The sequence below is a fragment of the Enhygromyxa salina genome (assembly GCF_000737335.2).
Taxonomy (GTDB): Bacteria; Myxococcota_A; Polyangia; order Nannocystales; family Nannocystaceae; genus Plesiocystis; species Plesiocystis salina_C.
In genome coordinates this window covers 1-12,739 of the sequence record NZ_JMCC02000091.1, presented here as the reverse complement: position 1 = coordinate 12,739, position 12,739 = coordinate 1, and the positions used below count along the sequence as shown (strand labels likewise).

At 67.4% G+C, this 12,739-nt stretch carries 10 protein-coding genes; 7 read left to right on the top strand and 3 right to left on the bottom strand.

Features of this window, described 5'->3' with window-relative positions; all coding sequences use genetic code 11:
* Window positions 1-59: 59 nt before the first annotated feature.
* Window positions 60-503, bottom strand: a complete 444-nt coding sequence (locus DB30_RS29975) for a hypothetical protein (RefSeq protein WP_146661230.1) — start codon at window positions 501-503, stop codon at window positions 60-62.
* Between the two features lie 158 nt (window positions 504-661).
* On the opposite strand from DB30_RS29975, the gene mmuM reads away from it, so the two are divergent.
* The 7 genes from mmuM to DB30_RS29935 all read left to right on the top strand — a co-directional run bounded on the left by mmuM (window position 662) and on the right by DB30_RS29935 (window position 9,420).
* Complete coding sequence (gene mmuM / locus DB30_RS29970; RefSeq protein ID WP_052555408.1) at window positions 662-1,594, top strand: homocysteine S-methyltransferase; 933 nt, start codon at window positions 662-664, stop codon at window positions 1,592-1,594.
* Between the two features lie 190 nt (window positions 1,595-1,784).
* Window positions 1,785-3,215 (top strand): TIGR01777 family oxidoreductase, encoded by a 1,431-nt coding sequence (locus tag DB30_RS29965; RefSeq protein ID WP_240480360.1) that lies wholly within the window; start codon window positions 1,785-1,787, stop codon window positions 3,213-3,215.
* A 259-nt stretch (window positions 3,216-3,474) separates the two neighbouring features.
* Complete coding sequence (locus DB30_RS41795; protein WP_205633102.1) at window positions 3,475-4,014, top strand: hypothetical protein; 540 nt, start codon at window positions 3,475-3,477, stop codon at window positions 4,012-4,014.
* 163 nt (window positions 4,015-4,177) lie between these two features.
* Complete coding sequence (locus DB30_RS29955; protein WP_146661228.1) at window positions 4,178-5,419, top strand: Mur ligase family protein; 1,242 nt, start codon at window positions 4,178-4,180, stop codon at window positions 5,417-5,419.
* A gap of 40 nt (window positions 5,420-5,459) precedes the next feature.
* Window positions 5,460-7,193: an FG-GAP repeat domain-containing protein gene (locus DB30_RS29950; RefSeq protein WP_052555399.1), complete on the top strand. Its 1,734-nt coding sequence runs from the start codon at window positions 5,460-5,462 to the stop codon at window positions 7,191-7,193.
* A 173-nt stretch (window positions 7,194-7,366) separates the two neighbouring features.
* Complete coding sequence (locus DB30_RS41790) at window positions 7,367-7,972, top strand: hypothetical protein (RefSeq protein WP_146661222.1); 606 nt, start codon at window positions 7,367-7,369, stop codon at window positions 7,970-7,972.
* A 137-nt stretch (window positions 7,973-8,109) separates the two neighbouring features.
* Entirely contained in the window at window positions 8,110-9,420 is a 1,311-nt protein-coding gene (locus DB30_RS29935) for a protein kinase domain-containing protein (protein ID WP_052555395.1), read from the top strand.
* Here DB30_RS29935 and DB30_RS29930 read toward each other — a convergent pair.
* Window positions 9,401-11,674: an ATP-binding protein gene (locus DB30_RS29930; RefSeq protein WP_052555393.1), complete on the bottom strand. Its 2,274-nt coding sequence runs from the start codon at window positions 11,672-11,674 to the stop codon at window positions 9,401-9,403. The genes DB30_RS29935 and DB30_RS29930 overlap by 20 nt on opposite strands.
* A complete protein-coding gene (locus DB30_RS29925; RefSeq protein ID WP_052555390.1) occupies window positions 11,671-12,345 on the bottom strand; it encodes a hypothetical protein in 675 nt (224 codons plus the stop codon). Before DB30_RS29925 ends, DB30_RS29930 begins: the two co-directional genes overlap by 4 nt.
* Between the last annotated feature and the right edge of the window lie 394 nt (window positions 12,346-12,739).

The window sequence follows — 12,739 nt, the reverse complement described above, 5'->3', positions numbered from 1 at the left end:
CAGGCCCGCAATACACAGTTTACCATCGCCCTCACCTGCAGATCGCAAGGCGAGCGCGCTCACTGTGGGCTGACGAGATCCTCGCCGCCAATGTACGCGCGGGCAAATGGCGTGGTCTGCTCTGTCTCCATCGCCGCCACGACCTTGCGACTTTGCGCGCGAATGAACTCGCGCGTGCGCTGGAACTCGATGGCGATGGGCGCACCTTCTTCGGGCTCTGCCGCGCACTTGATGCCAGAAGCTTCAATATCGCGAAGCCGGGGCGCCGCCGTGTCCAGACCGCCACCGGTGTCGTTCACGCCGAGTGCGGCATTGTGGTGAATTGCCCGGGGTGGTTCAGCCCCGGGGGACTCGGGCAGGCCGTCATCGTCATCGAGCGCGCGCGTGAACTTTCGCGTCGCCACGACACGCCCAAGCCCGAAAATGCATAGGGCCAGGAGTGATCCAATTAGCAGCGGAGTAAACAGTTTGAGGGTGATTTTTGCTGCGAATAGCGCGATCATTGTGTCTCCTTCAGTGGCGAGTCATCGGTACCCCGCCGCATAAGTGGGCCGGATCTGCAAGGTACATGCCTGCGCCAAACCCGAAGCCCGGTCGAGATTGACAGGCTCTCGAGCGACCTCTCTAGGCGTGGCTACATTTTCTGCCATCATTCCCACGAATGATCAACCGCCTTCGCGAACTGCTCGAGCGTGAGCCCTTTGTGATCCTCGATGGTGGGCTCGCCACCGAATTGGAGCGAGACGGTTCGACACTCGATGACCCGTTGTGGTCGGCCAAGATGCTGCTCGAACAACCCGAGCGTGTGCTCGCCGTTCACCGTCGCTTCGTCGCCGCTGGGGCCGATCTAATCACCACCGCGAGCTATCAAGCGACGATCCCGGGGTTGCTCGCTCGCGGTCTCGATCAGGCGCAGGCGCGCGACCTGCTGCGGCACTCGGTCGCGCTCGCGCGCTCCGCCGCAAGCTCGAACACGCTGGTCGCCGCGTCAATCGGCAGCTATGGGGCGTACTTGGCCGATGGCTCGGAGTACCGCGGCGACTACGGGATCGATCGCAAGGCGCTGTTCGCATTTCACTCGCCGCGCGTCAGGGTGCTGAGCGCCGCCAAGCCCGACCTGCTCGCGTTCGAGACGATCCCCAGCGCGCTCGAGGCCGCCGCGATCGCCGATGTCCTGTCCGCCAACGATGGGCCGCGCGCCTGGGTGTCGTTCTCGCTGCGCCAGGGGCCGGGGTTGGCAGTCAGTGACGGATCCCCGCTCCCCGAGGCCGTGGCCCCGCTGCTTGGGCACCCGCGAATCGCGGCGATCGGCGTCAACTGCGTTGGTCCAGCCGAGGTCCTGCCGGCGATCGACGCCCTCGTCACCCTCACCGCCAACAGCCCGGGGATCTCGATCCTCGCCTACCCCAACTCGGGCGAGCGGTGGATCGAGCAGGCATGGGCGGGGCCTCAGACCGAGCTAAAGGTATTTACCGAGCTCGCGCGTCGCTGGGTCGACGCGGGCGCGCGGATGATCGGTGGGTGCTGCCGGACGGGCCCAGACCACATCCGGGCACTCACGCAATTGCGAAGTCGCCAGATAATACCGACATGACCCATGCATGATGATGTGCCGGATCAATGGCACATTGTGCTCGTTCAGACTGGTGCTCGCCTGACCCCGCGCTCGCTCGCGGCCGGCAGCGGTTGCCGCGCGTGATCGCGGGTGAGCGCGCTACGGACCCTCGCCGCGCACCTATGCGCGGTTCGCGAGCGCCGGCCCCAACCTGGGTCAGAACGTTGTGGTGCACCGTTTCGAGCGGAGTCTGACCCTGCCCATCCCCCGCAGCGAGATGTTCGTGTGGCACCAGCGGCCGGGGGCGTTTGAACGCTTGGCCCCGACCTGGGAGCAGCTCGAGATCGTCGGCCGCGAGGGCACGATCGAAGACGGCGACCGCCTCAGCTTTTGCCTGCGCAAGGGTCCGCTGCGGCTGCCATGGGTCGCCCGTCACCAGGGCTTCGTGCCCGGCCGCAACTTCGAGGACGTCGCCGAGCGCAGCCCCTTCGCTCGCTGGCACCACGTCCACGCCTTCGCCGACGGTGACGCCAACGGACCGGCGGCGACCTTGACCGATCGCATCGACTACCAGCTGCCCCTCGATCGCCTGAGTTGGCCGCTCGCCCGTGGTCAGGTCGAGGGCGTGCTCGAGCAGATGTTCGTCCAGCGCCACGTTCGGACCGCCAACGATCTTCGCCGCCATCACGCGGTCGCCGAGCGCGGTCCCATTCGCGTCGCCTTGACCGGCTCGTCGGGCCTGATCGGGACTGAGCTGCGGGCATTCTTGACGACCGGCGGCCACACGGTGGTGCCCGTGGTCCGCCGGACCCCGGCCGCGCACGAGGTCGCCTGGGACCCCGACCACGCCACGATCGACGGCCCCGGCCTCGAGCACCTCGACGCCGTCGTCCACCTCGCGGGCGAGCCCGTCGCTGGCCGCTGGACCCGCGCCAAGCGAGACCGGATTCGCAGCTCACGGGTGGCCGGGACCCGGCTGCTGTGCGAGACCCTGGCCAGCTTGCGCCACAAGCCCAAGGTTCTGATCTGCGCGTCCGGGATCGGGATCTACGGCAACGCGGGCGAGGCCGAGCTCGACGAGCAGTCGCCGGTCGGCGACGGGTTCTTGGCCACCGTCGCGCGCGCGTGGGAAGCCGCGACCCAGCCGGCCCGCGACGCAGGCATTCGCGTGGTCACGCTGCGGATCGGCCTGGTCACCAGCGCCCGCGGCGGTCTCGTCGAGCGGCTGCGCTCGCTCTACGGCTTGGGTCTTGGCGGCCCGATCGGCGACGGTCGTCAGTGGCAAAGCTGGATCGATCTCGACGATCTCGTCGGGGTCATCCACCACGCGATCTACACCGAGCAGCTCGAGGGCCCCGTCAACGCCGTCGCGCCCGCGCCGGTCCAGCAAGCCGAGTTTGCGGCGACCCTCGCCCGCGTGCTCGGGCGGCCGGCCTGGATTTCGGTGCCCGAGGTGGTGGTTCGCTGGGTGTTTGGCCAGCTCGGGCGCGAGATCCTGCTGGCCAGTCAGCGCGTCACCGGGTCGCGGCTCGGTGACAGTGGGTTCGGGTTTGACTTCCCAACCCTCGAGTCGAGCCTGCGCCATCAGCTTGGCCGGGCCGAGCCGCAGGCGGTTGATCGCGCGGTGGCTCGCTTTGAAGTGGCCGGCAGGTCTTGCTGATCAGCTTGGTCGGCGAGCGCTCGCGGCCATCCGGCGTGCGCCCGGGCTCGGTGTTGGAGCGGGCCCAGACCACATCCGGGCGCTCACGCAATTACGAGACGGCCAGATAATACCGACATGACCTATGGATGGTGATCGGAAAGGAGCTACTTCAACAATATCGAGAGGAATATGAACAATGGCTACAGCGAAAAAGAAGAGTCAAACGCGAGCCGCGGCGATGCAAGGCCCGGCACTCTGCACTTCATTGGATTCGGCCATGGGTGTCCGCGCCCTGGCCATGAGCGCGGGCGACATGAGCGTGTTCGTGATGCAAGAGGTCACGCAGATCATGGAAGATCAGCGCAACAACCAGGCTCGCGCGATTAAAGTTGGCATCAACCGGCTGCGGGCAGACGGGCACGTCTCGCGCCCCGAGGCCAAGGATCTCGAGGCAATCGCCCGCTGTGTGCTCCGCTCGACCCGCAAGAACGCCGACATCCCCAAGGCCGCGGCCGAGCTGCGGGAGTTCTACAAAGCAATGGCGATGTCGAGCAAGACCAGCCCGGTCGCGCTCGCAATCGCCAGCGCCGCGAGCGCCTCGCTGACCAACCTGCAGATGTCCAAATTGCCGATGCCCAAGGGCGCGGCCGCGGGCGCCGTCATCCCTGGCAACGCCGGGGTCGGGGCGGTCGTTGGCGGCGTGATCGGTGGAGTGATCGGCGGCATCGCAGGCGGCGGATTGGGGGCCGGCTTGGGCGCGTCGATCGGCGCTGCAGCTGGCGCTGCGATCGGCTATTGCAACGAACAGGGCGTGTAGCCGAGTCGACTCGGGGGTTCGGCGCTGCTTGGCAGCTGGCGCTGCGATCGGCTATTGCAACGAACAGGGCGTGTAGCCGAGTCGACTCGGGGGTTCGGCGCTGCTTGGGTGCGCGCCGAAGCCCCGAGTGCGAAGACGCCTGTGCGCGTCTATATTCGTGTGCGTGCGTCCTGCTGCTGCAACCCGCCCCGTCACGCCCCCAGCTTCGTGGGCCGAACAGATGTTCTGCTTTGGCGTGACCGGGACCAACGGCAAGACCTCGACGACGCACTTGCTCGCGGCCGCGGTCGCTGCCGCGGGCCACTCGACGTTGCGGGTTGGGACCGTTGGGGTGCAGCTCGACGGCGAAGCGCTGCCGCGCGGCAAGAGCTTCCAAGACTTCCTTGCAACGATGGAGCTCGCGGCCAACCGGGGCTGCCGCCACGCCGTGCTCGAGGCCACCAGTCGGGCGCTCGCGCAGGGCTACGCTCGGGCGTGGCGCTTTGATCTTGGCGTGTTCACCAACCTCTCGCCGGATCACACCTCCACCCACAAGACCTGGGAGCACTACCTGGCGGCCAAGGCCCAGCTGTTCGTGCACCTAGGTCCCGGGCGGACGGCGGTGCTCAACGCCGCAGATCCCTTCGCGCTGTTCATCGATCAAGCCATGCCAGCCGACGTCGTTCGCCGCTACTTCGCCGCCCCCTCGCGGGGGGCCAAGCAATGCCCGGCCGATCTCGAGGCCGCGCGCGTCGAGGTCACCGCAACGGGGACGCGGGTTCAGCTCGTCGCGTCGCCGCTCGCGGAGCAGCTTGGCGGCGAGCTACGCACGCGCATGGTCGGCGAGGTGTTTGGCGAGAACGCCCTCGCGGCCGCGCTCGCTGGGCTCGCGGCCGGTCTGCCCGGAACGGCCGTCGTGCGTGGGATCGCAGACTGCCCCGTCGTCCCCGGTCGCTTCGAGGTCCTCGACCTTGCCGGGCGCACCCAGGGTCCCGTCGTCGCCGTCGACTACGCCCACACCCCCGACGCGCTCGAGCACACCTGCGCGACCGCACGCAAGCTCGCCGGGGCCAAGGGTCGCGTGATCGTGGTGTTTGGTGCCGGGGGGGGCGCCAGCCCGGACAAGCGCGAGCCAATGGGCGCGATCGTGGGTGCGGGCGCCGAGCTCGCGATCGTGACCAACGACAACCCCCGCAACGAGGATCCCCAAGCGATCGCCAACATGCTGCTCGTTGGGCTGCGCCGCGCTCGGGCCCGCGTCATCGTCGAGCTCGATCGAGCGCGAGCGATCGAGCTGGCCCTCCACGAGGCGGGCCCCGGCGACGTGGTCGTGGTCGCCGGCAAGGGCCACGAGACCGGGCAGGTCGTTCGCGGCCGCACCCTGCCCTTCTCGGATCTCGAGCAGCTCCAGCGGCTGCTCGCTTGATTTATGACCTGGAGCTTGAAAGGGTAGGTTTATGACTCGAATGCCTTGGATATCGCGGCTCACGACTTACGGGCTGACAACATGCGTCGCGCTTGGCCTGGGCTGCGGTGACTCGTCCGCCGAAGGTGACTCGCAGTTCAGCAGCGCGGGCCCGACCTCGGGGACCACGCTCGACACCGAGACCGGCGACGAGATGTCGACCCAGACCTCGACGCCGACCACCAGCACGACCACCAACACCGACACCGACACCGACACCGACACCGACACCGACTCGAGCGACACCGCCGACGGCGGCACCAAGTTCGACATGGCCGTGATCCCCGACACCGACGAGCCGCCGCCGCCGCCGCCCAGCTGCAAGGTCGTCGATGACATGGACGCCGTCGGGATCTGCCGCGAGTCGGCGCCGCCCGACAGCTTTGACCCCGATGAGCAGTGGACCTTCTTCGGCCCGCCCGGGTTCGACGAGTCAATCGTCTCGCCGCTCGTCATCAACCTGACCGACGACAACGACGACGGCGAGATCGACCTGTGCGACATCCCCGAGGTGATCGTGGTCGCCGGCCCCAGCGGCCAGCTCAGCGACACCAAGCCCGCCAAGATGTTTGCGCTCGACGGCGAGACCGGCGAGGTCCAGTTCGAGTTCGCGATGCTCGTGCAGTTTGGCGCGACCCCGGCGACCGGCGACATCGACGGCGACGGGCTGCCCGAGATCGTCGCCGTCGAGCCCGGCGGCAGCGGTCGCTTGCTCGCGTTCGAGCACGACGGCGCCCTCAAGTGGACCAGCGACACGGTCTGGGGCTCAGCCCAGTCCAGCGCGATCGCCCTGGCCGATGTCGACGCCGACGGCGACGTCGAGATCATCGCCGGCCACGTGCTCTACGACCACCTGGGTCAACAGATCTGGGCGCAGCCGGGCGATCACATCTACAGCGCGTCAACGGCCGCAGATCTCGACGGCGACCAGCAGCTAGAGATCATCACGGGCGTCGGCGCTTGGCGCCCCGACGGGACCCCGTACTTCCTCAACCAGCAGATCGTGGCCGCGACCAACAGCATCGCCGCGCACCCGCAGGTCGCCGACGTCGATGACGATGGCGAGCCCGAGCTCGTGATCGCCGTCGAAAATGGGATCTACCTGCTCGAGTCCGACGGCAGCGTGGTGTGGTCGCAATTTCGCCCAACCGGCGAGCCAAACGACTGGAACCGGCCGCTCAACATCCATGATCTCGACGGGGACGGGTTCCCAGAATTTGGCGCCAGCGCGCCCCAGCACTACGGCGTGTGGGAGTTCGACCAGACCACGCTGTGGTCCGCCAACATCGCCGATCCCAGCGGCCAGGCCGGCGGGACGGCCTTCGACTTCCTGGGCGCGGGCCAAGCTCAGACCGTGTACGCCGACGAGGACAACCTGCACGTCTATGACGAGACCGGGTTCGAGCTGCTGGCAACGCCGCGCAAGAGCGGGACGATCATCGAATACCCAATCGTCGCCGACATCGACAACGACGGCTCTGCCGAGATCCTCGTGGTCTCCAATTCCGGCTTTGGCGGGAACGTTCCCTATACCGTACGCGCGATCCGTGATGTGCAAGATCGCTGGATTCAAGGCCGGCGAATCTGGAATCAGCACACTTACCACGTGACGAATGTGCGCGAAGACGGGACCATCCCGCAGTTCGAGCCGCCAAACTGGGAGGGCCTCAACACCTTCCGCACCCAAGCCCAGATCGAAGGCGGCGGCCTCTGCCTACCCGAACCACAGGGATAGAAGGGCCATCCCCCGCCTGGGGGTTGGTCGCCCGCCGCCTACCCGGTCATATTCAAGCGCGATGACAACCCTGCCAGTGCGTGCTCGCACGGCTCTCAGTGCCAACTTCTGTCGGTTGTCGCTCGACCCTGGGCGCATGGACCTGGCACTTTGGACCCCTCTTCGGAGCTCACATGAAGATCGACCTCAAAAAATTCTTGGCTATCACTGCGTTCATGAGCCACGGGCTCGCGGCCTCCAGTGGTTGCTTGATCGTCTCTGGCAACGACTCTGACTCGAGCACCAACAACGGTGATGGCGATGGTGACACCGCCGAGACCGGCACCACCGGTGACGGCGACGGCGATCCCACCGGTGACGGCGACGGCGATCCCACTGGCGACGGCGACGGCGATCCTGGCGATGGCGATGGCGATGGCGACGGCGACGGCGACGGCGATGGGGATGGCGATGGCGACGGCGACGGCGACAACTGGATGTGCACCGACGGCTCGACGATCCCCCTCGACTTCGTGTGCGACGAAGAGGCCGACTGCCCGGACGGTTCCGACGAGGTCACCGGTTGTGACATCCCGGCCGCGCAGTGCTTCGATGGCACGGAGATCCCCGATACCTGGCTGTGTGACGAGTTCGAGGACTGCCTCGACGCCTCGGACGAGGTCGAAGGCTGCGGCTACGAGAGCTTCATCTGCGAGGACGGCTATCACATCGTCGCCGAGTTCGAGTGCGACATGTTCGACGACTGCCCCGACGGCTCCGACGAGCTCAGCTGCGGCTGAGCGTCACAGCACCAACACAAAGACACGGCGCCGCAGCCTTTGCGGCGCCGTCGCTCGTTAACCGCGCCAACTTTGCCGCCGCGAGGGTCGCCAGCGAGTAGCGTTCAGCGCGAGCAAAGATCCTATCGTACGAGCGGGTGGCGAGGGATCGAAAGCTGAGGTTCGACGCGCCGACCGACGTGGTCACGCTGGTCGACGACACGCCGCCGAGCAACCCCTTGGCACCCGAGCCCGGTGATCTGCTCGAGCACGTGTACCGGATCTTGCGACTCCAAGGTCGCGGCGGCGGTGGCACCGTGATGCTGGCCCACGATGAAACCCTGGACCGCCTGGTCGCGCTCAAATTCCTCCACCCAACCCTGACCGAGCTCGAGACCCAGCGAACTCGGTTCCTGAACGAGGCCCGGGCGATGGCGAGGATCCGGCATCCCAACGTCGTCGGGATCCACGGCGTCGGTCACTGGGAGGGCATCCCCTACCTCGTCATGGAGTACCTAGCGGGCCCGACGCTGCAGGCATACCTCGAGGATCACGATCATGAGCTCGCGCTCGACGACGCGATTGGCCTGTTCGATCAGATGTGTCGGGGCGTCGCCGCGATCCACGAGGCCGGCGCGACCCACAATGATCTCAAGCCTTCGAACATGATCATTGGGCCAGCCTCGCGCTTGGGGATCACCGACTTTGGCCTGGCCGAGTGGGCCCGCAAGCAGGGCATGCGACGCGGTGGCACGATCGGCTTCATCGCGCCCGAGATCATTCGCGGCGAGTCCGTGCCAGCGCCGCTGCGAACCGCCGCCGACATCTATAGCCTTGGGGTCCTGGCCTTCATCTTGTTCGCGGGGCGGATGCCGTTTGGCAATGACAGCATCGAGGGCGTGGTCGGGCGGCAGCTCGCCACCGAGTCACCCAAACCCAGCGCGCTCCGGCCTGGGCTTCCGCGCGAGCTCGATGAGCCCGTCAGCCAGGCCCTGTCCCGCCACCCCGCGGCCCGGCCCCGCAGGGCCGACGAGCTGCTCCGCGCTTGCTCGGACGCGCTGTCGGGTCGCAGCACCAGCGTGATCGCGCCGCGGATCCTGGCGATCGAGGACGACCTGGTCATGCACCCGTGGCTCGAGGCCTCGCTGCACGCGGTGTTGCCCGACGCCAGCGTGGCCTGCTTCGCCAGCCCGCTGGCCGCGCTCGCCGACGCCAAGATCAACCCACCGCAATTGGTCATCACCGATCTCAACATGCCCGAGATGACCGGCTTCGAGGTCGTGCAGGCGCTGCGCGCTCGTGCCCATACTCGCCATGTACCGATCATTGCGATCACGGGCTCGGCCGGACAGGACGACTGGGATCGGCTGACGATCCTCGGCGCCGATGGGTTTCTGGCCAAGCCCTTTCAGCCCTGGGCCCTTCGCGCCGTGGTCCGAAGAATGCTCGTCAGAGCTCGAGGTGATTGAGCGCAGGCCGAACGGCCTCGAGCGCCGCACGGACCTTGGCGGCGTTCGAGCCTGGTGCGCGGCCCGAGCGGGCGTCCGCCTCGATCCGAGCCGCGAGCTTGGACACCGCGCTCGCGCCGATCGTCGCGCTCGAACCCTTGAGCGTATGCGCGGCCTTGGCCACCGTCGCGAGCGTGTCCAGCTTGCCCAGCCTGTCGAGCATGGCCCGCTCGATGATCTGGACCTGCTGCTCGGCTTGCTCGAGGAAGCGCGCGCTCATCTGCGCGAGCATCCCTGGCTTGAATTCTTCGAGCTGTCGCAGCTGGGCGAGCGTGTTGGGATCGAGGTCCGCAGCGGGACCCACCGCCTCGGCCATCTCGGCCGACTCGCCCCCATCGGGCGCCTTGCCGCGAGCCGGCGCGACCGCATGCAGGGCTTTCGCCAAGACCTCGAAGCGCACCGGCTTGGCGACGAACTGCTGCATCCCGGCCAAGCTCGTCAGCTCGCGCTGGCGCGCGGAGTCGTGGGCGGTCACGGCAATGAACGGCGTCTCGCGGTTGGGCCCCGGCCGGCCCCGAACCGCGCGCGTGAGCTCGAGCCCATCCATGCCCGGCAGCTGACAGTCCATCAACACAACATCGAAGCGGCGGGCAAACAGCAGCTCGAGCGCGTCGGCGCCGTTGGTCGCGGGGACCCGGGCGTGGCCAAGCCGGGCGAGCATCGCGTCGCTGACCTCGAGGTTGACCGGGTTGTCCTCGACGATCAGCAGCTCGAGTGCAGGCCCCTCCCTGTCCAGTGTCCACCACGGCGACGAGAAGTCGCCGGCCGGCGGCGCTGTCGGTGTGGCGAACTCCAGCGTGAACTCGAAGGTCGTGCCCTCGCCAAGCGTGGACTCCAGCGTGAGCTCGCCGCCCATCTGCTCGACCAACTGCTTGGCGATCGTCAGCCCCAGCCCGGTCCCCCCATACTCGCGCGTGGTTGACGAATCGGCTTGGACAAACGGCTCGAACACCCGCTGGGCCGCGTCTGCGCTCATGCCAACGCCGGTGTCGCGGACCCGCAGCCGAACCCAGACCCGGCCGGGCTCGGCGTGATCGAGCGCCGCTTCAACATGGACGCGGCCCTCGGGCGTGAACTTGACGGCGTTGCCCGCGAGGTTGGCGATGACCTGCGAGAGCCGATTTGGGTCACCGCGCAGCCACCGAGGGATCGCTTCGTCGATCTGCAGGCCAAGCTCGAGCTGGCGCCGGGCCGCGACGACCCGCAACGGCGCGAGCGCACCCTCGAGCGCGTTGGTCAGGCCAAAGTCGAGCTGCTGCAGCTCGACGGCCTTGGCCTCGAGCCGCGAAAAGTCGAGCACATCATTCACGAGCCCAACCATGATCTTTCCGCAGCTGCGAATGGTCTCGACGTGGCGGCGGGCCGACTCGGGCAGATCGGCCTGGGCGAGCAGATCGCCGATCCCCAGGATCCCGTTGAGCGGCGTGCGGATCTCGTGCGAGACGTTGGCGACGAACCGGGCCTTGGCCTCGGTCGCGGCTTCGGCCTCGTTGCGGGCGTCGAGCAAGTCCGCTTGGATCAAGTTGCGGATCTGGATCTCGTCGTGGAGCTTGGCGTTGGCCTCGCTCAGCGCCGCGGTCCGCTGCTCGACGCGGACCTCGAGCCCGGCCAGCACCGCTTGCAGTTTTTCGGTCGTCTCCATCCACCCTACGCGGGCGCGCTCGGTCGCCGCCACGGCCCGCGAGACCGCCCACGCGGCCATCAGCAACCCCGTCAAGGCCGCCATGATCGTCGTCGTCACGCCCCCGGGGTAGTCGGGCGCAGGCAGCAGCCCGCGATGCTCGGCGAGCACCAGGCACACAACCAACACGCCACCGGTGAGCGCGAGCATGGCGATCGCCTGCCGACCCAGCGCCAGGCCAGCCATGAAGATCGCGATTGCGTAGAGGTAGACCACGTCGAGCACCGCCGTCGTCCAAAGGGCTGTCGTCGTGATCAACACGTAGATCGACACCACGAGCAGCAGCGCCCCGCCACGCACACGGCCCTGGCGGGTCAACCACAGCGCCGCTACGAAAGGGATCGCGGCGCTCAGCGTCACCCAAGTGGTGACCGTGACGAGTTGCCGCACCGCCGCGCCGATGATCGTTGAACAGAGGATCGCCATCAGGGCCGCCTTGCAGACCGGCTCGACCACCTCGGCTCGCCACCGCGCCCCGTCGTCCACGGACTCTGCGGTGCGGATGGGAAGTTGCTTTGTCGGGTTCTGCGTCATGGCCGATCGCCTTCCAAGACGAGCTCGAACACCTCTCTTGGGATCCCCTCTGTGAGACGTGCGACACGCTCGGCCCGGCGATCGAGCAGCGGCATGTGCTCGGGCAAGAATTCGCCGACCACGTCCGCGAACGGCTGCGCGCAGTACAGCGTCAGCCGCGAGAAGATCCACAGATCCATGCGCAAGATCCCTGCGCGCGACTCCGACACGGGGCCCGCCAGCGCAGCCGAGCGCGCGTCGGCCAGCCGCCCCATCGCCCGACCAAACAGGGCCAACATGCACCGGGGCCAATCGACATAGACAAACAGCTGGGCGCCCGCGGCGAGCAACGAGCGGAGCACTCTGACGTGCGAGGCGAACAGCAAGTCGCCGAGCTCCTCACGCTCGTGGTCGTCGAGCTCGCTGGCGAATCGCACACTCGCAGTGGCGTCGTCGTTGGCCCCGCGAAACACAAACACCCGCGGCTTCGAGGGCGCAGTGGTAAACGCGCTGACGATCTCGGCGTCGCGCGCAGAGTTGGCTGTGCTCCGACGCAGCTGCTCGAGCAGGGCGCGGTCCCAGTTGATCTGGATCGTTGGCGTGACGACCAGCGCCCCCCAGGTTCCACCGAGCACGCGCTCGGTGTAGCTCAGGCCGCTGGGGATTGGCGGGGGGGTGATCGAGGTAGGCATTGCAGCAGTACGGGCGTCAGGATGACACCGAAGCGTACACGACAACGTGACGCCGCCCCCGCCGGCTGTGGCCGTTGTTGAGCGCAAAGTGTTCGCGCCGCACCCCTTTGGGTTAGAATGGTGACTTCGGGCTCCTCAGGCTCGTCAGGGCCGAGGCGACCTTGGCAATAATCATCGAACTTCCGCTCTCTCTCGTCACCAGCCTGGCCCGGCCTCTCAGAGCGCATGCAGTCCGCTCTGCGAAACGCAGGCATGGCGGACCGCCGTGATCGAATTCTCACGGATTAGATATGCAATACAAAGAACTCACCCCCATCAGTCGAGTTGATGCAGCGCGAGCCCTCTGTGCCAAGAAGTTTGATACCGCCGACCTGCTGAATTTAGTGTAGAGGGC

What these genes read in the sequence shown, in the direction of transcription:
- DB30_RS29975 (WP_146661230.1), bottom strand. Translation starts at nt 503, where the DNA reads ATGATCGCGCTATTCGCAGCAAAAATCACCCTCAAACTGTTTACTCCG.
- mmuM (WP_052555408.1), top strand. Translation starts at nt 662, where the DNA reads ATGATCAACCGCCTTCGCGAACTGCTCGAGCGTGAGCCCTTTGTGATC.
- DB30_RS41795 (WP_205633102.1), top strand. Translation starts at nt 3,475, where the DNA reads ATGGGTGTCCGCGCCCTGGCCATGAGCGCGGGCGACATGAGCGTGTTC.
- DB30_RS29950 (WP_052555399.1), top strand. Translation starts at nt 5,460, where the DNA reads ATGCCTTGGATATCGCGGCTCACGACTTACGGGCTGACAACATGCGTC.
- DB30_RS41790 (WP_146661222.1), top strand. Translation starts at nt 7,367, where the DNA reads ATGAAGATCGACCTCAAAAAATTCTTGGCTATCACTGCGTTCATGAGC.
- DB30_RS29930 (WP_052555393.1), bottom strand. Translation starts at nt 11,674, where the DNA reads ATGACGCAGAACCCGACAAAGCAACTTCCCATCCGCACCGCAGAGTCC.
- DB30_RS29925 (WP_052555390.1), bottom strand. Translation starts at nt 12,345, where the DNA reads ATGCCTACCTCGATCACCCCCCCGCCAATCCCCAGCGGCCTGAGCTAC.